The following is a 22,826-nucleotide window of genomic DNA, read 5'->3' on the forward strand; positions in this document are numbered from 1 at the left end:
CATGAACGCTCCACTCGATCCTCGGCAACGCGCCATGCTGGCCGAAATGGGTGTGCGTGTGTGGGCACCGATACCGACACCCGCTGCTGAGATCCAGACACCTGATCTGCCTTTGTCGCCCTTGCCCGACGGTTTGGCCGACAAGGATTGGGCGACCTTGAAAGAGGCCGCTGCGAGCTGCCAAGCCTGTGGTCTGTGCCAAGGTCGTCACCACAGTTTGTTTGCCAGTGGTTCTGTCGTTCAAGGTCCTGCGGATTGGCTGATCGTTGGCGACGCCCCCACCGATGCCGAGGACTTGGCGGGCGAGGCCTTTGTGGGCGAAGAAGGTTTGTTGTTCGACGCGATGCTGCAAGCCATGGGTTTGTCACGCAAAACCGACGTTGCAAACCCAGCTTCTTTGGTGATCACCAGCGCCGTGAAATGCCATCCGCCGGACAATCGCAAGCCGACCGCTGATGAAATCAAACAATGCAGCGCTTTTTTGCAACGGCAAATTGCACTGTTACAGCCCAAAGTGATCTTGGCCCTGGGTCGCTTGGCCGCACAAACATTGTTGCAAGACAGCTTGGGCGATGCGGCCAGTCAACCCTTGGGTAAATTGCGCGGCCAGGTGCACCAGGTTTCAGGCCGCCCGCTGGTGGTGAGTTACCACCCGGCTTATTTGTTGCGCAGTCCGTCGGACAAGGGCAAGGCTTGGGCGGATTTGATCTTGGCCCTGCAGCAAGTGCGTCCCATCAGCGCTTAGTGCCTCTGCGCAGCTTGGCAACTGCAACCCAGAACAGCCCCTGCCTACAATCTGACGCATGAACTTCACCGACATGCTGCAACACGCGAGCCACCGCCAACAATCTCTGCTGTGCGTGGGCTTGGACCCTGAGCCCAGCCAATTCCCACAGCATTGGCGCGGCGACAGCCAACGCATTTTTGATTTTTGCGCCCAGATTGTGGACGCGACACACGACTTGGTGTGTGCATTCAAGCCGCAAATCGCGTACTTCGCGGCGCACCGCGCAGAGGACCAGTTGGAGCAATTGATCGCTCACATTCGAGCTGTGGCGCCGCATGTGCCGGTGATTTTGGATGCCAAGCGTGGGGACATTGGCTCCACAGCGGCGCAATATGCCGTGGAAGCCTTTGAGCGCTATGGTACAGATGCGGTCACACTGTCGCCCTTCATGGGCTTTGATTCTGTCGCGCCCTATTTGAAATACCACGGCAAAGCTGCGTTCTTGTTGTGCCGCACGTCCAACCCGGGGGGCGACGATTTTCAAAACCAACGATTGGCTTCGGTTGAAGGTCAACCCTTGCTTTATGAACACATTGCACGCTTGGCGCAAGGGCCATGGAATTTGAATGGTCAATTGGGTTTGGTGGTGGGCGCCACCTACCCAGCAGAGATTGAGCGGGTTCGGGCACTGGCACCGACGCTGCCTTTGTTGATCCCAGGCGTGGGTGCGCAAGGCGGTGATGCCGCAGCCACCGTGAAAGCAGGTTTGCGTGCGACGAATGGTCAGGTGAGTGGCAACATCATCGTCAACTCTTCACGCGCGGTGTTGTATGCCTCTGATGGCCCGGATTTTTCACACGCGGCAAGAATGGCTGCTTTGCAGACCCGGGACGCATTGGCTGTGGCGCAGGCGGCCAACTTTGTTTGACACAAATCAAATATCTTTTGAAAACAGTTTTTATTTTAAAAACCCTGCTACTTTAAAAGCCAATTTATCTGGTGGACTAATGCGCGGCGCGGCCATTTAAGCTATGGTTTGAGGGTAACTATTAGAGTTTTCCATGTCAAACAGAGCCGGGTTTTTTGAATTGATCGCTAGAGTCAATGCAGTTGAAGATCGACACCACGAGGTGCTACCCGACATCAATGCCCAGTTGTTGCTGATGCGTGTGGCCATGGCCCACCATGCAGGCTCATCCATGAACGTGACCCAGGCCATGAACTTGGCTCACATCGGTTCGCCCGCCATGCTGCACCGCAAAATCAACGACCTGCTGAACCAAGGCTTGATTGAATTGACCTTTGAAGGCAACAACCGCCGCACCAAGTTTTTGGTGCCCACAAACCAAGCCTACGCCATCATTGACGAGCTGGCCGATGCCGCCGCCTCGGTCTATGAGACCGTCAACTGATCAGCGTTCAGTCAACAAGCGTTTCAAGTAACGCCCGGTCATGCTGGCCGGGTTGGCCGCCATATCTTCGGGTGTGCCGACGGCCACCACTTGGCCGCCGCCACTGCCACCTTCGGGGCCCATGTCGATCACCCAGTCGGCGGTTTTGATCACGTCCAGATTGTGCTCGATGACGACGATGGTGTTGCCCGCCTCCACCAACTGGTGCAACACCTTCAATAACAAATTGATGTCGGCGAAATGCAAGCCGGTGGTGGGCTCGTCCAAGATGTAGAGCGTGCGACCAGTGTCTCTGCGCGACAGCTCCAGGGCCAATTTCACGCGCTGCGCCTCGCCGCCACTCAAGGTGGTGGCCGCTTGGCCCAACCGGATGTAACCCAAGCCCACTTCCATCAAGGTTTGCAGCTTGCGTGCCAAGTTGGGCACGGCGCCAAAAAACGCCAGCGCATCTTCCACCGTCATGTTCAATATGTGCGCGATGTTTTTGCCCTTGTACTGCACCTCCAAGGTTTCGCGGTTGTAGCGCTCGCCGTGACAAACATCGCAAGGCACATAGACATCGGGCAAGAAGTGCATTTCCACTTTCACCATGCCGTCGCCTTGGCAGGCGGTGCAACGACCACCTTCCACGTTGAAGGAAAAACGACCGGCGCCATAGCCGCGTTCGCGGGCCATCGGCACCTCGGCCATCAACTCGCGCAAGGGCGTGAACAAGCCGGTGTAAGTGGCCGGGTTGGAACGTGGCGTGCGCCCAATCGGGGACTGGTCCACGTTGATGACTTTGTCGAAGTTGTACAGCCCCAAGATGTCGTCATGCGCTGCGGGTTCTTCATGGGCACGGTGAATTTGCCGCGCTGCTGCGGCGTACAAAGTGTCGTTCACCAAGGTGGATTTGCCCGAGCCCGACACGCCCGTGACACAGGTGAGCAGGCCCACAGGGAATTCAGCGTCCACGTGCTTCAAGTTGTTGCCACGTGCACCTAAAATGGTCAGGGATTGCTTGGCGCTGTTTGAAGTTGGCGCGACAGGCATGGCACCAAACACGTTTTTGCTGGGTGCAGCTTGTGGGATGGCGGGTTGTTGCAAAAGCCAAGAGCGCCGCTTTTTGGGCACCGCAATTTGCAAGGCGCCCGACATGTAGCGCCCCGTCAAGGAGTTGGGGTTGGCTTCAATATCAGCCGGTGTGCCCTGTGCCATGACACGACCGCCATGCACACCCGCACCCGGCCCCATGTCCAAGCAATGGTCGGCGGCGCGGATCATGTCTTCGTCATGCTCGACCACCAACACACTGTTGCCAATGTCGCGCAAATGTTTCAGGGTGTCGATCAATCGGTCATTGTCGCGTTGGTGCAAACCGATACTGGGCTCGTCCAACACATACATGACGCCTGTCAGGCCCGAACCGATTTGCGAGGCCAAGCGAATGCGCTGCGCTTCGCCGCCGGACAAAGTGTCTGCACTGCGTGACAAACTCAAATAAGTGAGGCCGACATCATTGAGGAATTTCAAACGGTTTGCAATTTCACGAATCACCTTGTCGCCAATATCGGCCTTGTTGCCTTGCAAATGCAGGTCTTGGAAATACGCTTGGCATTCGGCCAAGGTGATGTGGCTCACATCGTGCAAGGTGCGGGCTGACAAGCCTTCGCCCAAACGCACATGCCGTGCTTCCACACGCAGTCGGGTGCCTTCACATTCCAAACAGGGCCGGTGGCCACGGTAGCGCGACAACTCTTCGCGCACCAGCGCCGAGTCGGTGTCGCGGAATCGGCGCGTCATGTTGTTGACGATGCCTTCAAACGGATGCAGTTTGCTGGTTTTGCGCCCTGCTTTGGCACCGGATTCCAGCACATAGCTGAACTTGATTTCTTCCTCGCCCGAGCCAAACAACAGCACGTTTTGAATTGCTTCAGGCAGATTTTCAAACGGCGTTTCCAAATCAAAGCCATAGTGCTTGGCCAAGCTTTGCAGCATGGCGAAGTAATAAGCGTTGCGCTTGTCCCAGCCCTTGATGGCACCACTGGCCAAGCTGATGCTGGGGAAGGCGACGATGCGGGCGGGGTCGAAAAAAGTTTGCTCGCCCAAGCCTTCACACGCCGGGCAGGCCCCCAAGGGCGAGTTGAAAGAGAACAAACGTGGCTCGAGTTCGCCGATGGCGTAATTGCAATGCGGACAGGCAAAACGCGCATTGAAAGCCCGCTCGGTTTGGCTGTCCAAGTCCAGCACCACGGCGCGGCCATCGGCCAGGCGCAACGCGGTTTCCAAGCTCTCGGCCAAACGGGTGGCCATGTCTGGTCGCACCTTGAGCCGATCAACCACCACATCGATGTCGTGCTTTTCTTTTTTCTCAAGGGTAGGCAAGTCCGCCAACTCAACAACATTGCCATCGATGCGAAAACGCACAAAGCCCTGGGCCTGCATTTGGGTGAACACCTCGGCGAACTCGCCTTTGCGTTCACGCGCCACTGGGGCCATCACCATGATGCGGGTTTCTGGCGGCATGGCCAAGACCGCATCCACCATTTGCGCCACGCTGGAAGACTGCAAGGGCACACCGTGCTCAGGGCAATGCGGCGTGCCAGCACGGGCAAACAACAAACGCAGGTAATCGTGGATTTCAGTGACCGTGCCGACCGTTGAACGCGGGTTGTGGCTGGTGGCTTTTTGCTCGATGGCAATGGCTGGCGACAAGCCTTCGATCAAATCAACATCGGGCTTGTCCATGCGCTGTAAAAACTGCCGTGCATAGGCCGACAAACTTTCCACATAGCGCCGCTGCCCTTCGGCATACAGCGTGTCAAACGCCAAACTGGACTTGCCCGACCCCGACAACCCGGTGATGACCACCAGTTGGTTGCGTGGGATGTCGATGTCAATATTCTTCAGGTTGTGGGTGCGAGCTCCACGAATGCTGATCTGGCCGAACGCGCCTCGTCCTGCAAGGTGATGTGACAGGTAATTGGCGTCTTGGGGTGAGTTCACAGCGTTGGTGGTATCGATGGGCAACCTGCCATCATAGTCAAGCTGGGTTTCCAACAAGCCCGATTGGCAAAATGCCATCGGCTCAGAAGGGCGCTGTCAAGCAGCCTTTGTGGACTCAGTGCCCCGCCACATGCTCACCCTCCTTCAAGCGGTACTCGGTGCTGCAATAAGGGCACTTGGCATGGCCTTCATGCGAGAGGTCGAGGAACACTTTGGGGTGGGTGTTCCACAACTGCATGTCCGCCTTGGGGCTGGGGCAGAACACGCCGCCGTGGCTGTTCAAGTCTTTGGCCAGCAACTCGATGGTTTTCATGTCAAACCTTGGTCAGCCAATGGGCGTACTTGGGATTGCGGCCATTGACGATGTCAAAGAAGGCGCTTTGGATTTTTTCGGTGATCGGGCCGCGGCTGCCGATGCCAATCTCAATGCGGTCCAATTCGCGAATAGGTGTCACTTCTGCAGCGGTGCCGGTGAAGAAAGCTTCGTCGGCGATGTACACCTCGTCACGGGTGATGCGCTTTTGCACAATCTCGAGACCCAAATCTTTGGCGATGTGGAAGATGGTGTTGCGGGTGATGCCGTTCAAGGCGCCAGCCGACAAGTCGGGCGTGTAGATCACGCCACCTTTCACCACAAAAATGTTTTCACCCGCGCCTTCAGATACAAAGCCGGACGCGTCCAACAACAAGGCCTCGTCGTAACCGTCGTCCAGGGCTTCCATGTTGGCCAAGATGGAGTTGGTGTAATTGCTGACCGCCTTGGCCTGGGTCATGGTGATGTTCACGTGGTGGCGCGTGTAGCTGGAGGTTTTCACGCGGATGCCGCGCTTCAGACCTTCTTCACCCAAATACGCGCCCCAGGTCCATGCGGCCACCATCAGGTGAATCTGGTTGCCTTTGGGCGACACGCCCAGCTTTTGTGAGCCGATCCAAGTGAGTGGGCGCACATAGCCGCTTTTCAAATTGTTTTCCCGCACCACGGTGCATTGGGCGTCGTTCACCTGCTCAGGGGTGAATGGGATTTTCATGCGCAAAATTTTGGCGCTGTTGAACAAGCGCTCGGTGTGTTCTTGCAAACGGAAGATGGCGGTGCCTTGGGCCGTGTCGTAGGCACGCACACCCTCGAAAGCGCCGCAGCCGTAGTGCAGGGTGTGGCTGAGGACATGGATCTTCGCGTCACGCCAGTCGACCAGCACGCCGTCCATCCAAATTTTGCCGTCACGGTCGTGCATGGGAGGGGGCAGGGCGCTCATGAAAATCCTTTCGGGGAAGCACAAATGGAGACCGGCGATTCTAAGCGCCAGCCACTTTGTCCTCTTCCTCGGGGTGACGGCTCAAGACCCAATCCATCAAGCGGCCTTCTTGAAAGCTGCATTGCACTTCGCTCCCCGCCTCGTCCCGCCAAACAAACACCTCGGGCTGTTGGCCTTGAGGTGAATCCAAACGGCCCAAGCTGCCGGCCAAAGACAGCACTTGGAGCAAACGCAAACCGTTGTGCAACTGGGCATGGAACATCACCGCGTTGAGCACGGTGCCCATGGGCTGATCGGCGGCTCGCTGAAGACTCAACAGCAAACGGCTGGTGTGCTGCAGCAGCCAAAAAACAATGCCGCTGGCCACCAATGAAAAGCCCCACCAGCCAAAGGCTCGGAAGGACAAATACAAGAGCCCCGCCAGGGCGAAGGGTATCCATAGGTTGCGCCAGTTCATGGCCTCATTTTGGCACCCTCGCCGTCTTGGCGTTGTACTCGCCATTGGCCGCAGCTTGATGGCAGGTGACGCAAGACGCGCCATTGCTGACCGACGGTTTTTTCCAAACGGCGGCTGATACCTTGGGGTTGTTCATGTGGATCTTGGTCCACCAAGCGGATTGGGTGATGCGTTGTTGCGGCGGCTCTTCGGCCACCAACGGGAATGTGCTGGCATGGGCTTGCAGCCAGTTGGAAATCTCTTCCTGGGTATCGATGTTGATCATCACCTGGCTTGTGAAATGCTGAGGCATGGCGTCCATCAGTTTTTTCCACGAGGCTGCGGGCAACATGCCAGGGGGATACGCGAAGTGGCACACATTGCACTGCTGGGTGTAGGGCGTGAAGGCGGGCATGGGCACACGCACTTGCGCATGGGCCAAGCCCATCAGCAAGCTTGCCGCGCCTATCGCCCATTGTTTGGTGTTGGTCATGAATGCTCCCTTGAAGATGGAAGTTCCATTCTTGAAGCTTGGCCGACGCTTTGCCTTGATGCAAAACAAGAAAGCGGCTGAATGCTGATGCCAGACATGGCACACCCGTCGGCTGATTGACTGAGCCTCAAGCCCCTGAGCCTTTTTGGCGACTGAGCGCTTGTGCGGCTGACCTTAATCGAGTTGTCGCAGCACCGCCACCGCCTCGTCCACGCGCTCGACCGCATGGATGGTGAGGCCCTCGATGGGCTTTTTCGGCATATTGGCTTTGGGAATCAGGGCCACGCTGAAACCCAGCTTGGCGGCTTCTTTCAATCGTTCTTGGCCGCGCGGTGCAGGCCGCACTTCACCGGCCAAGCCCACCTCGCCAAACGCCAAAAAGCCGCGCGGCAGCGGCTTGCCACGCAAGCTGCTTTGGATGGCGAGCATCACCGCCAAGTCGGCAGCGGGTTCGCTGATGCGCACACCGCCCACGGCATTCACAAACACGTCTTGGTCCATGCACGCCACGCCAGCATGGCGGTGCAGCACGGCCAACAACATGGCCAAGCGGTCCCGATCGAGGCCCACACTCAAGCGGCGAGGGCTGGGGCCGCCACTGTCAACCAGTGCTTGGATTTCCACCAGCAAAGGCCGTGTGCCTTCCAGCGTCACCATGACGCAACTGCCAGGCACCGGTTCGGAATGCTGGCTCAAGAAAATGGCACTGGGGTTGCTGACGCCTTTCAAGCCTTTTTCGGTCATGGCGAACACGCCAATTTCATTCACCGCACCAAAGCGGTTTTTGATGGCCCGCACCAGCCGATAGCTTGAATGCGTGTCGCCTTCAAAGTACAACACCGTGTCCACCATGTGCTCGAGAACCCGAGGGCCTGCCAAAGCACCTTCTTTGGTGACATGGCCGACCAAGACCACGGTGGTGCCACTGGATTTGGCCAAGCGGGTCAGGTGGGCGGCGCATTCACGCACTTGGGCCACCGAGCCCGGGGCGCTGGTGAGCTGGTCGGAGTACACGGTTTGAATCGAGTCAATCACCGCCACTTGTGGCGACTGGGCTTGCAAGGTGGCGATGATTTTTTCCAGCTGGGTTTCGGCCAGCACATTCACTTGGCTGTGGTCCAGGCCCAAACGCCGCGCCCGCAAAGCCACTTGGGCGCCCGACTCTTCACCGGTGACATACAAGGTGTGTTGGCCGCTGCGCTGCAAACCATCCAAGGCTTGCAGCAGCAAGGTGGACTTGCCAATGCCAGGGTCGCCGCCAATCAACACCACGCCGCCCTCCACCATGCCGCCGCCCAAGACCCGGTCCAGTTCATCTTGCCCGGTGGGGGTGCGTTGCATGTCCTGCGCTTCGATGGCACTCAGGGCCATGACGGCCGAGGCGGGGGCCAAGCCTGCGCGTTCGCTGTAGCGGTTTTTGCTGGCGCTGCTGTCGCTGACCACCGACTCGACCAAGGTGTTCCAAGCGCCGCAGTGGGGGCATTTGCCCAGCCATTTGGGGCTGGTGCCGCCACAGTCGCTGCAGCTGAAAAGGGTTTTGTCTTTGGCCATCCGAGGATGATACGGCTGGGGCTTGGGCGACAATGTGCGCTGTTCACCTTCGCAAAGCTGTTTTGTCAGACCACACCCCCTCCACCGCCGCGCCCCCCGAGCGCATGACTGCCGACGAACGCCGCTCGGCTTTCTCTTTGGCCAGCATTTACGCGCTGCGCATGTTGGGCCTGTTCATGGTGATGCCCGTGTTCATGCTCGAAGCACGCCAGTACGAAGGCGGGTCCGACCTGTCCAGCGTTGGTTTGGCCATGGGTGTCTATGGTCTGGTGCAAGCGCTGCTTCAAATTCCTTTTGGCATGGCCGCCGACCGCATTGGTCGCAAGCGAGTCATTTACATGGGTCTGGCCCTGTTGGCCTTGGGCAGCGTGGTGGGTGCGCTGGCCACCAGCGTCACCGGCTTGGCCTGGGGCCGCGGCTTGCAAGGCGGTGGGGCTATTTCTGCGGCGGTCACGGCCTTGCTGGCCGACCAAACCCGCGACGAAGTGCGCACCAAAGGCACCGCATTGGTGGGTGCCAGCATTGGCCTGATGTTCGCGCTCAGCCTGGTCTTGGGCCCCTTGCTGTCGGGCTGGGGCGGCCTGCCAGCCATTTTTGCGGTGACCTTTTGGATGGCCTTGGCCGGTGTATTGATCGTGCGTTTTTGGACGCCCCCCGAGCCCGCCCTGCCCGACGCCTCTGAATCCAAACACAGCCTGTGGGGCTTGCTGGTGCACCCCGATTTGATCCGATTGAATTTTGGTGTGTTCGCTTTGTACGCCGTGCAATTGGCCTCTTGGGTGGCGATTCCCGCCCTGCTGATCCAAGCCGGTGTGCCCCAAGACGACCACGGCTGGGTGTATTTGCCTGCGGTTTTGCTGTCCTTCGTGGTGATGGGTTTGACGCTTTTTCCCATGGAGCGGCGTGGCCAATTGCGCCCGCTCTTTTTGTGCAGCATCGGCTTGGTGATGCTGGTGCAAGCCGCTTGGGGCTGGATGACGTTGGGGCAACCCCAGCTTTGGGTGTTGGGTTTGTTGCTGTTTTTGTTTTTCTGCGGCTTCAATGTGTTGGAAGCCAGCCAACCCAGCTTGGCTTCCAGGCTGGCGCCAATGGGCTCGCGCGGCGCGGCCTTGGGCGTTTACAACACCTTGCAGTCCTTGGGCATTTTTGCCGGCGGCGCCTTGGGTGGTTTGTTGCTCAAGTCGGTCGGCGCCATGGGCGTGTTTGCGGCCAGCACCGGCCTGATGCTGGTTTGGCTGCTGGTGGCTTGGGGCACCCATTACGTGCACAAATCACCAATCGGCGCGGTCACAGCACACAGTCGCTGAAGGCCAGCTGCCCGCATAATCTGTTGACATCTCCACACCGAACTCTAGAGGAACCACCATGGCAAGCGTGAACAAAGTGATTTTGCTGGGCAACTGCGGGCGCGACCCCGAGGTGCGTTATTTGCCCAGCGGCCAGGCCGTGGCCAATGTGTCCATCGCCACCAGCACCAAGCGCAAAGACAAAAACAGCGGCGAAATGGTCGAAGAAACCCAATGGCACCGCATCACCTTTTACGACCGCTTGGCTGAAATCGCTGGCGAGTATGTGAAAAAAGGCCGTCCTATTTACGTGGAAGGCCGCTTGAAATACGGCTCGTACACCGACAAAACCACGGGCCAAGAAAAAGCCACGGTGGACATCATCGCCACCGAACTGCAACTCTTGGGTGGCCGCGAAGGCATGGGCGGCCCCTCGGAAGACGGCGGCGGCAACCGCGCCCCCGCCCGCAGTGCGCCTGCTTCTGCACCTCGCGCATCTGCCCCCGCCGCTGCCAAGTCGGGCTTTGACGACATGGACGACGACATTCCGTTTTGAGTGTTGAGCCTCAGGCTTGGGGCACAACTCAAAAGTGATGAACCCCCTATTCAAGTCGACAGCCCTTGCATCAAGCCCCGCTCATGAACTGACCCCAATTAGTTGGACAGTTGAAACGGGCGGTTAACCCAAAGATGGCTGAGTTCTGTATTGCACAGGACTCAGCCCTTTTAATTTGCTCCTGATGCGCTCGTGGTTGTAGTAATGAATGTACTGTCGCAATCCATCTTCGAGACGCTCCACACTGTCGAATTTGTTCAAGTAGAAGAATTCTGTCTTTAGCGTGCCAAAGAAACTCTCCATAGCCGCGTTGTCAAGACAGTTGCCTTTTCGGGACATGCTCTGGGTCAGTCCACGCTCGGCCAGTTGGCGCTGCCAGGCAGGCATCTGGTACTGCCAGCCCTGATCCGAATGTAGCAGCGGTGCATCTTCCCCCTTTAGCTTTGCCAGCGCCTTTTTGAGCATGTTGCTGACCAGCGGCATCCGTGGGCGTCTTTGCGTCTCATAAGCCACGATCTCTCCGTTGTACAGGTCTAGCACTGGCGAGAGGTAGAGTTTGTCCCCTCGGACGTTGAATTCGGTCACATCGGTCACCCATTTCTGGTTGGGCCGATCTGCCTGGAACTGACGATCCAGAACATTGGCCACTTTGACATTGAACTGCCCCCGCCAGGAACGGTATTTCTTGGGGCGAACCAGCGACTTCAGGCCTAGCAGTTGCATCAAGCGCTGCACAGTCTTGTGGTTGACCTGTGATCCCGCATTGCGCAACTCATCCGTGATGCGCCTGTAGCCGTAGCGCCCTTTGTGGCGATCGTAAATGGCCCCAATGCTGGCCTTTAGCCCAGCGTACTTGTCGCCAGCTTGCTGTGCCTTGACTTGGTAGTAGAACGTGCTGCGTGAGAGTGCGGCAATTTTGAGCAAAGTGGTCAGTGGGTAGTGCTGCCTTAGTTCGATCACGGCCTGCGCTTTGGCCGCGCAGCCTGCTTCTTGGCTCGAACCAAGGCATCCAACTTTTTTAGGTAGGCCACCTCCGCGCGCAGGTACTCGTTTTCCTTGCGCAGCTCTTCTGATGTGCGCGCCTGTGGTGCCTGCTGCGTAACAGGCTCGGGAGTCTGTGATGGTTTCATGTCTTTCGGGCGTCCTCTGGGCTTGGGCTGCAATGCCTCCAAGCCGCCTTCATGGTACAGGCGCTCCCAGCCAGAAATAACCCCCGTACCCCCGCGCAGATCAAACAACGTCACCACTTGACGGTAAGAGAGTTCCTCTTGCCACATTTGTTGCAAGACAGCAAGCTTAAACTGCGCGCTGTAGCGACTCGATTTGCGACGCAATCCTGCGTCCCCGTGCTGGCGGTACTTGTCTACCCACAGACGCACCATCGCTTGATCGATGCCGTGTTTGGTACCAAGCGCTCTGTAGCCGCCAATGCCTGTCAGGTATTCCTGAACTACTTGTTGCTTGAATCTCTCGTCATATCTCGCCATGAAAAACACCCCAAAGGTTGGACTGGTGTCCAGCTTTTGGGGTGCAGTTCACTGCGGGGCTTTTTGTTGCCTGAGCCGTTTTCAGCCCGCAGCCCGCTTCATCAAAATCTCAAACGCGGGCAGGGTTTTGCCCTCCAGCACTTCCAGGAAAGCGCCCCCGCCAGTGGAGATGTAGCCGATTTGGGGCTCAATCCCGTACTTGGCGATCGCCGCCAAGGTGTCGCCGCCACCGGCGATGCTGAAAGCGTCGGAGTCGGCAATCGCGTGCGCCACCACCTTGGTGCCGTTCTCAAAAGCCGCGAACTCGAACACGCCCATCGGGCCGTTCCAAACGATGGTGCCCGCCACTTTCAGTTGCGTGGCCAAACGCGCCGCAGTGTCGGGGCCGATGTCCAAAATCAGGTCGTCGTCGGCCACCTCGGTGGCTTTTTTCACCGTGGCCGTGGCGTCTGCGCCAAAAGATTTGGCGCACACCACATCGGTGGGGATCGGCACTTCCGCGCCACGCGCCTTCATGGCCTCGATCACCGCTTTGGCTTCGCCCACCAGATCCGGCTCGGCCAAGGACTTGCCAATCTTCATGCCCGCGGCCAGCATGAAGGTGTTGGCGATGCCGCCACCCACGATCAGTTGGTCCACGTTCTTGGCCAGCGCTTGCAAGATGGTGAGTTTGGTGCTGACCTTGCTGCCCGCCACGATGGCCGCCAGCGGGCGCTTCGGGTTGGCCAGCGCCTTGGTGATGGCGTCAATCTCAGCCGACAACAGCGGCCCGGCGCAAGCGATCGGGGCGAATTGCGCGATGCCGTAGGTGGTGCCCTCGGCGCGGTGCGCGGTGCCAAAGGCGTCGTTCACATAAATGTCGCACAGCGCAGCCATTTGTTGGGCCAGGGCTTCGTTGTTCTTTTTCTCGCCCTTGTTGACCCGGCAGTTCTCCAGCATCACCACTTGGCCGGGGGCCACCGTCACGCCGCCGACCCAGTCGGCCAGCACGGGCACGTCGCGGCCCAGCAACTCGCCCAAGCGCTTGGCCACGGGCGCGAGGGAGTCTTCGAGTTTGAACTCGCCTTCGGTCGGGCGGCCTAAATGACTGGTGACCATGACGGCGGCACCGGCGGCCAGGGCCATTTGGATGCAGGGCACGGAGGCGCGGATGCGGGTGTCTTCGCTGATCTGGCCGTGGTCGTCAAATGGCACGTTCAGGTCGGCGCGGATGAAGACGCGTTGATCCTTGGCGCGGCCTTGAGCGCACAGATCGGCGAAGCGAATGATGTTCATGGGGTTTGTCTCCGTATGAATTTTTCATGACATTTTAGGCGGAGGGGGTGGTGGCGTTTTTGAAATGAAAACCAGTAATTGGGGTCAGATTCCAATTGTTTCGAAACCTCACTTTACTAATTGGGGTCAGATTCCAATTAATTCACGCCTGCTTGCCGAGCACGGTGGGCTCGTCCGCCGCTCACCGCCGCAAGCGGCAACGTTCGCTACGCGGGCCGACCCACCATGTTCGCAAGCTGAAGTAGCTTGATTGGTTGCCCAAATGGCTGAAAGCGTTTTTTTGAAATCCGTGCGACCTTCTGCCGAAACATCACTTCAGAGCCAAAACAATTGGAATCTGACCCCAATTAACGTCTGTCAAACTGATGTGAATATTCTGCGCCGAGTGATACAAGAAATCGGCAAATCTTTGAAATCATGTATCATAAAAACGGCTGAAAGCACCGTCCAGTATGACCACCCCCTCAAAACAAGGGGTTTTGACGCACCCCCCAAACTGCCTGTTTGGACAGCGCCAACGCCCGACTTGGGGCGCCCCAGACTACCAACCCAGCCCGATGTGCAGCGGCAAATACACTGCCATGCCGACCACGATGGTGCCCAGCACCGCCTGCCCCTGGCCGCGCCGCCAAAAGTAAAAGGCCGCGCCAGCCGCCGCGCCAAAAATCCGGCCATCGCGCCAATCGGTGATCAAAGCGCCTTGGCGCATCACGATTTCCGGAATGATGACGGCGCTCAAAGCGGCAATCGGCGCGTACCGCAAGCCCCGATCAGCCCAGGTCGGGAAAGGCAGCTCTTTTTTGAACATGAAGAAAAAACTGCGGGTCACCAGCGTCACCCCGCCCAAGGCGGCTACCAGCAGAAACACACCAAAGTCACTCATCGCCGCTCCTTGCCCGCCCATCGGCTGCTTTCTAAAAGCAAACACACCGCCACCGCCGCAGCGATGGCCACCACGATGTTGAGTTTCAAAGGCAGGGCGAAGACTGCCACGGCTGCTGCGCCGGACACGCCCGCCGAGACCCGGCGCAAGCGGCTGTCCGACAGCGAGCACATGACGCCAACCAAGGCCAAGACACCGGCAAAGCCCAAGCCCCATTGGGTAGGAATATGGCTGGCTGTGAACACGCCGACCAAGCTGGAAATCTGCCAGCCGATCCAGTTTAAAAAGCTGTTCCCGGACAAATACGCCATCTCAGCGCGCTGCCCTGCAGGGTCTGAAGCCGGTTGGGGAAAGCGGCGTGTGAACATCACGTAGCTCATGTCTGCAGTGATGTAGCCCAGACACAAGCGCTGCCAGCGCGGCCAGCACATGAGGTAGTGGCGCAGGTGCATGCTGAACACCACAAAGCGCAAATTCACACAAAAAGCAGTGGCCAACACCACCCCAAAAGGCGCTCCAGCGACCAACATGGGGGTGACTGCCAGTTGCGAGCTTCCGGCATAGACCAACACCGTCATCGCGGTGGCCACCTCGACGCTCAAGCCCGACTGCACCATGGCCACACCGGTCATCAGCCCCCATGCCCAGATACCGGGGGCCACGGAAGAAATATCGCGCATGCCCTCCTTGAAGGCGGGGTGTTTGTAATTGGCAGGGTCGAAAAACATGAAGCCGCTCAGGCGCCCAACACCAGACCTTGCAAGCCGGGGTGGCTGTGCAAAAAGTCTTGGGCGCTGATGCGTTTGCCACCAGGCAGCTGCACTTGGAGGATGCGCAACACGCCTTGGCCGGTGGCCACCAGCAGCTGGTCGGCCTGGGCTTGCACAACGGTGCCGGGGGTGGCTAAATCCAGCGCAGCATCCGATGGGTTTTGCAGCACGGTGCCGGGTGCAGTGGCGGTTGGGCCCAGACCTGCATCGTGTGCAGGCCGTTCAGCCGCCACCTGCGCCGACCAAATCTTCAAGACTTGGCCGCGCAGCAAGGTGTGCGCCCCCGGAAACGGATCGAAGGCGCGGATGCGTTGCGACAAGGCAAGCGCGGGCAGCGCAAAGTCCAGCAAGGCTTCGTCTTTCAAAATTTTCGCGGCGTAGCAAGCTCCTTGCGTGGGTTGTGGCGTGGCTTTCAACGCTGGCCACTCGGCCAAGCTTTGCACCACGAGCCGCGCACCCAACGAGGCGAGTTTGTCGTGCAGCGTGATGCTGGTGTCGTCAGGCGCGATCGGCAAGGCTTCGCGCAACAGCACCGCACCCGTGTCCAGGCCTTCGTCCATCTGCATGATGCACACACCCGTCTGTGCGTCCCCGGCTTCGATGGCGCGTTGAATCGGCGCGGCACCGCGCCAGCGCGGCAGCAAAGAAGCATGGATGTTCAAGCAGCCCAAGGGCAGGCTTTGCAAAGTCCAGGCAGGCAGCAGCAAACCATAGGCCACCACCACCATCAGCTCAGCTTGTGCAGCAGCGATGGCTTGTTGCGCTTGCAAAGCTTCGTCGGGGTGTTTGCCGTCCAAACGCAAGCTGGTCGGTTGGCACACAGGCATGCCGTGCGTCAAAGCGTATTGCTTCACGGCCGAGGCTTGCAGTTTCATGCCGCGACCGGCGGGGCGATCCGGTTGGGTCAGCACCAAGGCGATGTCATGGCCAGCTTGGTGCAATGCGGCCAGCGCCGATTGGGCAAACGCCGGGGTACCGGCGAACACGATGCGCATTTAAGAGCGCTCGGCTTCGCGCTGGGCTTTGAGCAGCTTGCCTTTGATGCGCATGCGTTTGAGCGGCGACAGGTACTCGACAAACACCTTGCCCATCAGGTGGTCCATTTCGTGTTGCAAACACACGGCCAACAAACCGTCGGCCTCGAAAACTTTCAGTTCACCGTGCTCGTTCAAGGCTTGCACCTTGACGCGCTCGGCGCGTTCGACGCCGTCGAAGATGCCCGGCACCGATAGACAGCCTTCTTCGTTTTTCACCCGCTCGGGGCTTTGCCACAGCAACTCGGGGTTGATGAGCACCATGGGTTGATCCCGCTCTTCAGAGACATCGAGCACCACCAAACGTTGGTGGAAATCCACTTGGGTGGCGGCCAGGCCCACGCCTTTGGATTCGTACATGGTTTCAATCATGTCGGCAGCCATTTGGCGGATCTGATCGGTGACCTCGGCCACCGGCTTGGCGACGGTGTGCAAACGCGGATCGGGGAAGGAAAGAATGGGGAGTAAAGCCATGGCGATATTGTCGCTTTTTTGAAAACCCCGGGTGCAGTGCCAGCTTCAAAAACAGGAAGCCGCACTGTCACCCAAGTGCCTCGCGTGTTTTTAAGCTGAAGCCTGATTCACTCTTTGTGCACACGCCATGAACGCCTCACTCAGCGCCCGCGCCGCCCGCCTTGACGCCTTGCCCGAATGGGCATTGTGGCTGCGCCTGTCGCAAACCCCCAGCGTCGGCCCGCAAACCTTGCGCCAACTCTTGCAAGCTTTTGGCTCGGTGCAAGCCGTGCTGGCGCAGTCGCCACAGGCCTTGCAACAAGTGCTCAGCCACGCACAAGTGCAGGCCTTGCAACTTGAGCCGCCCGATTGGCTGGCACTGTGCACCCGCACCCAGGCCTGGCTGTCGCAAGCGGCTGAGGGTGTGCAACACGCGGTCTGGACTTGGGGCGATGCGCAGTACCCGCCGGGATTGTTGGCACTGGACGACCCGCCACCTTTGTTGTTTGTCCAAGGTCAACTCGAGCGTTCTTGCAACACCAGCGTAGCCATCGTGGGCAGCCGCAACCCCACCGCGCAAGGCCGCGACAACGCGCGGGCCTTCGCGCACAGTTTGCAAACAGCGGGCTGTTGTGTGGTGTCGGGTTTGGCGCTGGGCATCGATGGCGCGGCGCACCAAGGCGCTTTGCAAGCGGCGAATCCGTTCACCTGCGCCACCATCGCCGTGGTCGGCACCGGCTTGGACCAGGTCTATCCACGCGCCCACCAAGGTTTGGCCCGGCAAGTCGCGCAACACGGTTGGCTGCTGAGTGAATTAACGCCAGGCACACCCGCCATTGCCCACCATTTCCCGCGCCGCAACCGCTTGATTGCTGGTTTGAGCTCGGGTGTCTTGGTGGTCGAAGCCGCGTTGAAGTCGGGCTCACTCATCACCGCCGACATGGCCTTGTCGCAAGGCAAAGAGGTGTTTGCCGTGCCGGGGTCTATTCACTCGGCGTTGTCACGCGGCTGCCATGCCTTGTTGCGCCAAGGCGCGAAGTTGGTGGAAACCGCGCAAGACGTGTTGGAAGAATTGCCCTCGCAACTTCAGGTCGATACCGATGATGCGCCGCCTGCTCACGCGCAGCCGCAAGGCGCCACCGAACACGCCTTGTGCGCTGCGCTGGGCCACGACCCGCAAAGCTTGGACGTGTTGTTGGTGCGCAGCCAGCTGGCCTTGGAAGACGCGCTGGTGGCTTTGCACGAACTAGAGAGTCGCGGTGTGCTGGCGCGCTTGCCCGGTGGTTTGTACCAGCGCATTGGCGCTTGAGCAAAGACCCTTGTGGGCGCTGTGTTGGCCCCGGCCATGGCCTTGAAACCAAGGCCCTTGTTGAGGTGCAGAACCACGCATGAAACAGCCAAAATTTATTTTCAAAGGGGCGCAGAAAACAGGTTATATTGCCCCCCATGTTCGATGTCCTTGTGTATGTCTACGAGCACTACTGGCGCGGCGAAGCGTGTCCAGAGTTGCCTCTGCTAAGCCGCAAACTCAGCGCCGCTGGCTTCGACGCCGACGAAATTGAACAAGCCCTGTCTTGGCTGGCCGGTCTCAACATCGCCGCCCAAGCCGACATCATCCACGTGGGCCACAGCAAACCTGGTTTGCAACCCGCCTACGTGCAATCCCCCCTCAGCATGCGCATCTACTCGGACGCCGAGCAACAGCATATCGGGGCCGATGGTTTGGGTTTCCTCACCTTCATGGAAGGCGCGGGCGTGTTGCCAGCGCAAATGCGCGAGATCGTGGTGGACCGCGTCATGGCCGTGCCCAACTACCCGGTCAGTCTCGATGATTTGAAAATCATCGTGCTCATGGTCTATTGGAGTGCGGGCATCGAGCCCGATGCCTTGGTGCTTGATGAGCTGTGTGACGATCAATCGGCTCGTGTAGCGCACTGAGTCAGTCAGCTCATCAAAAAAGGCACCCACGGGTGCCTTTTTTGTTGGATAGCGTGGTTTAAACCACCGCGCCCGAGTTCGGGTCGTTCGGGTCTTCCTCTTCTTTTTTGCCCGTGAATTTGATCAGGTCTTCGCGGCGAATACCCAACCACATGGCGATGGAGGCTGCCACAAACACCGAGGAGTAAATGCCAAACAAAATACCAATGGTCAGCGCCAAGGCAAAGTAGTGCAGGGTGGCGCCGCCAAACAAAAGCATGGACAACACCATGAGTTGGGTTGAGCCGTGGGTGATGATGGTGCGGCTGATGGTGGAGGTGATCGCGTTGTCAATGATTTCCACCGTGTTCATTTTGCGAAAGCGGCGAAAGTTCTCGCGCACCCGGTCAAAAATCACCACCGACTCGTTCACCGAATAGCCCAGCACGGCCAACACCGCGGCCAACACGGGGAGCGAGAACTCCCACTGGAAATAGGCAAAAAAGCCCAAGATGATGATCACGTCGTGCAAGTTGGCGATGATGCCCGCCACAGCATATTTCCATTCGAAGCGGATGGCCAAGTAAATCATGATGCCCACCACCACAAAGGCCAGGGCTTTCAAGCCATCGATGGCGAGTTCGTCGCCCACCTGGGGTCCGACAAACTCGGTGCGCTTGAGTTCTGCGCTGGGGTCGGCTTCTTTCAAGGCGGCCATCACTTTGGTGCTTTGCTCGGTGGCGGTGCTGCCCTTCAAGGCGGGCATGCGGATGAGCACATCACGCGCTGAGCCAAAGTTTTGCACCTGCACATCGTTGATGCCCAGCTTGGCAATCCGCTCGCGCATCGGGTCAAGCGCCACCGGTTGTGCAAAGCTGACCTCCATCAAGGTGCCGCCCGTGAACTCCACGGACAGATGCAAGCCGCGGCTGAAGAGGAAAAACACCGCCGCCAAAAAGGTGATCAACGAGATGGCATTGAACACCAAGGCATGGCGCATGAACGGAATGTCTTTGCGGATTTTGAAAAATTCCATGGTCTGCTTTCAGTCGGCTTTGGCTTTGGCGATCACATCGCGGGTGGACGCGTCAGGGCGCCAGATGGTGCCGATGGACACAGATTGCAAACGTTTTTGGCGGCCATACCAAAGGTTGACCAGGCCGCGCGAGAAAAACACCGCCGAGAACATGCTGGTGAGAATGCCCAAGCAATGCACCACCGCAAAGCCGCGCACCGGCCCCGAGCCAAAGGCCAGCAAGGCCAAGCCTGCAATCAGGGTGGTGACGTTGGAGTCGAGGATGGTGGACCAAGCGCGGTCATAGCCGATGTGGATCGCGGTTTGCGGTGCGGCACCGTTGCGCAATTCTTCGCGCACCCGTTCGTTGATCAGCACGTTGGCGTCAATCGCCATGCCCAGCACCAGTGCCATCGCCGCCATGCCGGGCAGCGTGAGGGTGGCTTGCAGCATGGAGAGCACGGCCACCAGCAACAACAAGTTCACCGCCAGCGCAATGCTGGAGATGACGCCAAACAGCATGTAATAAAAGCACATGAACACCGTGACGGCGACAAAGCCCCAGGTGACCGAGTCAAAACCTTTGGCGATGTTTTCAGCGCCCAGGCTTGGACCAATGGTGCGCTCTTCGATGATGTCCATGGGCGCAGCCAACGAACCAGCACGCAACAACAAGGCGGTGTCAGCCGCTTCGGTGGTGGTCATTTGACCGGAGATTTGCACCCGACCGCCGCCAATTTCGGTGCGGATCACAGGCGCGGTGACCACTTCACCCTTGCCTTTTTCAAACAACAAAATGGCCATGCGCTTGCCGACGTTTTCACGCGTGACATCTTTGAAGATGCGAGCGCCTTTGGCGTCCAAAGTGAGGTGCACCGCGGCTTCTTGGGTTTGGTTGTCAAAGCCGGGCTGCGCGTCTGTGAGGTTTTCACCGGTCAACAGCACTTGCTTTTTCACCACCACGGCTTGGCCATTGCGTTCCAGGTATTTCTCGGTGCCAAACGGCACCATGCCACTGCCAACCTCGGCCAAACGTGCATCACTGCTGTCGTCGACCATGCGGATTTCAAGGGTCGCCGTGCGGCCCAAGATGTCTTTGGCTTTGGCGGTGTCTTGCACGCCGGGCAACTGCACCACGATGCGGTCCAGGCCTTGCTGCTGAATGACCGGCTCGGCCACACCGAGCTCGTTGATCCGGTTGTGCAGCGTGGTGATGTTTTGCTTGAGCGCTTGGTCTTGTACGCGCTTGGCCGCTTCGGGCTTCAAGACAGCGTTCAATTGATAGATGTTGTTGACGGGGGTGACCGTGGCGAGCAAATCGGTGAACTGCTCTTGTATCAAGGCCAATGCCGCATCAGCTGCAGCTTGATCATTGAAACTGATGGCCACGCTTTGCTGTTCACGCGAGATACCGTTGTGGCGGATGGTTTTTTCACGCAAGGCGCTTCGCAAGTCCCCGGCCAAGGCTTCTGCTTTTTTGGACAGCGCGGCTTGCATATCGACTTGCAACATGAAGTGCACTCCGCCGCGCAAGTCCAAGCCCAGGTACATGGGGGCGGCTTTCAAACTGGCCAACCAAGCGGGGGTGCGGGGAATCAGATTCAGGGCCACCACGTAGTCTGGGTTGTTGGCGTCTTGGTTCAAGGCACGTTGCGTCACATCTTTGGCTTTGAGTTGTTCATCCGTGTTCTCAAAACGCAGCTTCAAGGAGTTGGCCTCCAAGCTGATGATGGAAGGCTTGAGGTTGGCCGCTTTCAAAGCGTCTTCCACCTTGGCTTGTGTCGCCAAATCGAGCTTGATGCTTGCACGACCAGGCGAGACTTGAACAGCCGGCGCCTCACCAAAAAAATTGGGCAGCGTGTACAAACTGCCCAGCAACACCGCGGTGACCAGCACCACGTATTTCCAGAGTGAATAGCGATTCATGGGGTTTACTTGATCGAGCCCTTGGGCAGCACTTGCACCACCGCGGCGCGCTGCAGTTGCACGGTGACGCCATTGCCTACATCGAGGCCTATTTGTTGCTCGCCGAGTTGTGAAATCTTGCCCAGCATGCCGCCGGTGGTGACCACTTCATCGCCTTTGGCCAGCGCTTCCAGCATGGCCTTGACCTCTTTTTGGCGTTTCATTTGGGGGCGAATCATGACGAAATACAGCACCACGAACATCAGCACCAAGGGCAACATGCTCATGAGGGATGACGACAAGTCGCTGGCTGGGGCTGCGGCGGGTGCGGTTTGGGCAATGGCTGAAGACATGAACACGACAATTCTCCTTTGAAGGCAACCGGCGATTGTATGCGGATGGGTTTTGCGCGGCTTCGTGCTTCAAGGTATAGGTAGGTTGCCCATGAGGTCAAGCTGAAGGTGCCCGTGCAGTCACGCCAAAGTCCCTTGTGAAGTCACGCTCAAGACGCCTGTGAAGTCATGCTCAAGACGCCTGTGAAGTCACGCAAAAGCCACCCGCCATGGGGGCCCTTTTTGCTGGTCTTTCGCTCACAAAAAGGCCCCCAGGCCGTGTGGCTTTGAAGAGCTGATCTTGGTTGGCGGGGTGTTGCGACAAAGCTGGGTTGGGTTGTTGAACTAGCGGCAATAAATGCTATTGATGAATGAAAATATGGTCATTTAATAATTTCAAATAGTTAATATTTAAGCTTGTTTGAATTTGATCGATGTTGTTTTAAATCTCGTGGAAAGGTGCTGAGATGGTTGGAAAAATCATCAAATCTACAAATGCAAATGCAGATGATTCGGTCAGCAGCCTGATCCTGACGCTCAGGTCTTCACCTGTATTGATCGATACGGACTTGGCAACTCTTTATGGCGTCACAACCAAAGCGCTAAATCAGGCGGTTCAACGAAATACAGAGAGGTTTCCGCAAGGTTTTAAATTTCAGCTCAGCTTGGAAGAAAAAAACGAACTGGTCACAAACTGTGACCGGTTCAACAGGCTCAAATATTCCAGCACCCTGCCCCATGCATTCACTTAGCAGGGCGTGGCGATGTTGTCCGCTGTCTTACGCAGCCAAACGGCTATCCAAACCAGCATTTCCATCATGAATGCGTTTGCGGCCATGCGGCAGTTCGTTCAAACAAACGGGGCTTTGCTGCAACGCATGGATGCTCTGGAGATTCATCATTTGGCGCTGGCGCAAGACACGCACACCAAATTTGAAAAAGTATTCACTGAACTGGCTGATAAAAACAAACTCAAACCTGCACAAGGGGTGTTTTTTGGACTGGATAACAGCGCCTTGAAGGTCATGGACCGAGTTAGAGAGCTACTGAAATAAA

General features: G+C 58.1%; 24 protein-coding genes. 9 read left to right on the forward strand and 15 right to left on the reverse strand.

What is annotated here, in order from left to right:
• Window position 1: 1 nt before the first annotated feature.
• From AC8GFP_RS06525 to AC8GFP_RS06535, 3 genes are all read left to right on the forward strand, one after another.
• Window positions 2-745: a uracil-DNA glycosylase gene (locus AC8GFP_RS06525; protein WP_506611467.1), complete on the forward strand. Its 744-nt coding sequence runs from the start codon at window positions 2-4 to the stop codon at window positions 743-745.
• 58 nt (window positions 746-803) lie between these two features.
• A complete protein-coding gene (gene pyrF, locus AC8GFP_RS06530) occupies window positions 804-1,655 on the forward strand; it encodes an orotidine-5'-phosphate decarboxylase (RefSeq protein WP_506611469.1) in 852 nt (283 codons plus the stop codon).
• A 133-nt stretch (window positions 1,656-1,788) separates the two neighbouring features.
• The gene (locus AC8GFP_RS06535; RefSeq protein ID WP_506611471.1) at window positions 1,789-2,139 is read left to right on the forward strand and encodes a hypothetical protein; all 351 of its coding nucleotides are present in this window, start codon (window positions 1,789-1,791) and stop codon (window positions 2,137-2,139) included.
• Here AC8GFP_RS06535 and uvrA read toward each other — a convergent pair whose 3' ends face one another.
• The 6 genes from uvrA to radA all read right to left on the reverse strand — a co-directional run bounded on the left by uvrA (window position 2,140) and on the right by radA (window position 8,857).
• On the reverse strand, window positions 2,140-5,202 hold the full coding sequence (uvrA, locus tag AC8GFP_RS06540) for an excinuclease ABC subunit UvrA (RefSeq protein ID WP_506611473.1): 3,063 nt from the start codon (window positions 5,200-5,202) through the stop codon (window positions 2,140-2,142).
• A gap of 37 nt (window positions 5,203-5,239) precedes the next feature.
• Complete coding sequence (locus tag AC8GFP_RS06545) at window positions 5,240-5,437, reverse strand: zinc-finger domain-containing protein (RefSeq protein ID WP_506611475.1); 198 nt, start codon at window positions 5,435-5,437, stop codon at window positions 5,240-5,242.
• A 1-nt stretch (window position 5,438) separates the two neighbouring features.
• Complete coding sequence (locus AC8GFP_RS06550; RefSeq protein ID WP_506611477.1) at window positions 5,439-6,377, reverse strand: branched-chain amino acid transaminase; 939 nt, start codon at window positions 6,375-6,377, stop codon at window positions 5,439-5,441.
• A 40-nt stretch (window positions 6,378-6,417) separates the two neighbouring features.
• Window positions 6,418-6,834 carry a glycerate kinase gene (locus AC8GFP_RS06555; RefSeq protein WP_506611478.1) on the reverse strand — a complete coding sequence of 139 codons (417 nt, stop codon included), beginning with the start codon at window positions 6,832-6,834 and terminating at the stop codon, window positions 6,418-6,420.
• 4 nt (window positions 6,835-6,838) lie between these two features.
• Entirely contained in the window at window positions 6,839-7,306 is a 468-nt protein-coding gene (locus AC8GFP_RS06560; RefSeq protein ID WP_506611480.1) for a diheme cytochrome c, read from the reverse strand.
• Window positions 7,307-7,480: 174 nt separating this feature from the next.
• Window positions 7,481-8,857, reverse strand: a complete 1,377-nt coding sequence (gene radA, locus AC8GFP_RS06565; protein ID WP_506611481.1) for a DNA repair protein RadA — start codon at window positions 8,855-8,857, stop codon at window positions 7,481-7,483.
• 104 nt (window positions 8,858-8,961) lie between these two features.
• Here radA and AC8GFP_RS06570 point away from each other — a divergent pair, with 104 nt between their 5' ends.
• Together AC8GFP_RS06570 and AC8GFP_RS06575 are read left to right on the forward strand one after the other, a co-directional pair.
• On the forward strand, window positions 8,962-10,164 hold the full coding sequence (locus AC8GFP_RS06570) for an MFS transporter (RefSeq protein WP_506612297.1): 1,203 nt from the start codon (window positions 8,962-8,964) through the stop codon (window positions 10,162-10,164).
• A gap of 58 nt (window positions 10,165-10,222) precedes the next feature.
• Window positions 10,223-10,699, forward strand: a complete 477-nt coding sequence (locus AC8GFP_RS06575; protein ID WP_506611483.1) for a single-stranded DNA-binding protein — start codon at window positions 10,223-10,225, stop codon at window positions 10,697-10,699.
• Window positions 10,700-10,822: 123 nt separating this feature from the next.
• Here AC8GFP_RS06575 and AC8GFP_RS06580 read toward each other — a convergent pair.
• From AC8GFP_RS06580 to def, 6 genes are all read right to left on the reverse strand, one after another.
• Window positions 10,823-12,186, reverse strand: a protein-coding gene (locus AC8GFP_RS06580) for an IS3 family transposase (protein WP_506611485.1) whose coding sequence is annotated in 2 segments (ribosomal slippage) — window positions 10,823-11,709 and window positions 11,709-12,186 — 1,365 coding nt in all. Because the reading frame shifts where the segments join, the coding sequence is not laid out codon by codon here.
• 81 nt (window positions 12,187-12,267) lie between these two features.
• Complete coding sequence (locus AC8GFP_RS06585) at window positions 12,268-13,461, reverse strand: phosphoglycerate kinase (RefSeq protein ID WP_506611486.1); 1,194 nt, start codon at window positions 13,459-13,461, stop codon at window positions 12,268-12,270.
• Between the two features lie 541 nt (window positions 13,462-14,002).
• The gene (locus AC8GFP_RS06590) at window positions 14,003-14,344 is read right to left on the reverse strand and encodes an AzlD domain-containing protein (protein WP_506611488.1); all 342 of its coding nucleotides are present in this window, start codon (window positions 14,342-14,344) and stop codon (window positions 14,003-14,005) included.
• Window positions 14,341-15,072, reverse strand: a complete 732-nt coding sequence (locus tag AC8GFP_RS06595; protein ID WP_506611490.1) for an AzlC family ABC transporter permease — start codon at window positions 15,070-15,072, stop codon at window positions 14,341-14,343. The genes AC8GFP_RS06590 and AC8GFP_RS06595 overlap by 4 nt, the downstream gene beginning before the upstream one ends.
• Window positions 15,073-15,080: 8 nt before the next feature.
• Window positions 15,081-16,109 carry a methionyl-tRNA formyltransferase gene (fmt, locus tag AC8GFP_RS06600; RefSeq protein WP_506611492.1) on the reverse strand — a complete coding sequence of 343 codons (1,029 nt, stop codon included), beginning with the start codon at window positions 16,107-16,109 and terminating at the stop codon, window positions 15,081-15,083.
• A complete protein-coding gene (gene def, locus AC8GFP_RS06605) occupies window positions 16,110-16,622 on the reverse strand; it encodes a peptide deformylase (RefSeq protein WP_506611493.1) in 513 nt (170 codons plus the stop codon).
• Window positions 16,623-16,749: 127 nt separating this feature from the next.
• On the opposite strand from def, the gene dprA reads away from it, so the two are divergent.
• Complete coding sequence (dprA, locus tag AC8GFP_RS06610) at window positions 16,750-17,910, forward strand: DNA-processing protein DprA (RefSeq protein WP_506611495.1); 1,161 nt, start codon at window positions 16,750-16,752, stop codon at window positions 17,908-17,910.
• A gap of 137 nt (window positions 17,911-18,047) precedes the next feature.
• Window positions 18,048-18,539: a Smg family protein gene (locus AC8GFP_RS06615; RefSeq protein WP_506611497.1), complete on the forward strand. Its 492-nt coding sequence runs from the start codon at window positions 18,048-18,050 to the stop codon at window positions 18,537-18,539.
• Window positions 18,540-18,597: 58 nt separating this feature from the next.
• Here AC8GFP_RS06615 and secF read toward each other — a convergent pair whose 3' ends face one another.
• From secF to yajC, 3 genes are read right to left on the reverse strand one after another with little or no spacing between them, the layout of a single operon-like run.
• Window positions 18,598-19,554: a protein translocase subunit SecF gene (gene secF, locus AC8GFP_RS06620; RefSeq protein WP_506611499.1), complete on the reverse strand. Its 957-nt coding sequence runs from the start codon at window positions 19,552-19,554 to the stop codon at window positions 18,598-18,600.
• Window positions 19,555-19,563: 9 nt separating this feature from the next.
• Entirely contained in the window at window positions 19,564-21,459 is a 1,896-nt protein-coding gene (secD, locus tag AC8GFP_RS06625) for a protein translocase subunit SecD (RefSeq protein ID WP_506611501.1), read from the reverse strand.
• Between the two features lie 5 nt (window positions 21,460-21,464).
• Window positions 21,465-21,797 carry a preprotein translocase subunit YajC gene (gene yajC / locus AC8GFP_RS06630; RefSeq protein ID WP_506611503.1) on the reverse strand — a complete coding sequence of 111 codons (333 nt, stop codon included), beginning with the start codon at window positions 21,795-21,797 and terminating at the stop codon, window positions 21,465-21,467.
• 440 nt (window positions 21,798-22,237) lie between these two features.
• Between yajC and AC8GFP_RS06635 the strand changes: the two genes are divergently transcribed.
• Window positions 22,238-22,522, forward strand: a complete 285-nt coding sequence (locus AC8GFP_RS06635; protein ID WP_506611505.1) for an ORF6N domain-containing protein — start codon at window positions 22,238-22,240, stop codon at window positions 22,520-22,522.
• Between the two features lie 12 nt (window positions 22,523-22,534).
• Window positions 22,535-22,825, forward strand: coding sequence for a hypothetical protein (locus tag AC8GFP_RS06640; RefSeq protein WP_506611507.1), 291 nt, complete (start codon window positions 22,535-22,537; stop codon window positions 22,823-22,825).
• Window position 22,826 lies beyond the last annotated feature (1 nt).

Source organism: Limnohabitans simekii (SeqCode) (assembly GCF_965234735.1).
Classification (GTDB): Bacteria; Pseudomonadota; Gammaproteobacteria; order Burkholderiales; family Burkholderiaceae_C; genus Limnohabitans; species Limnohabitans simekii.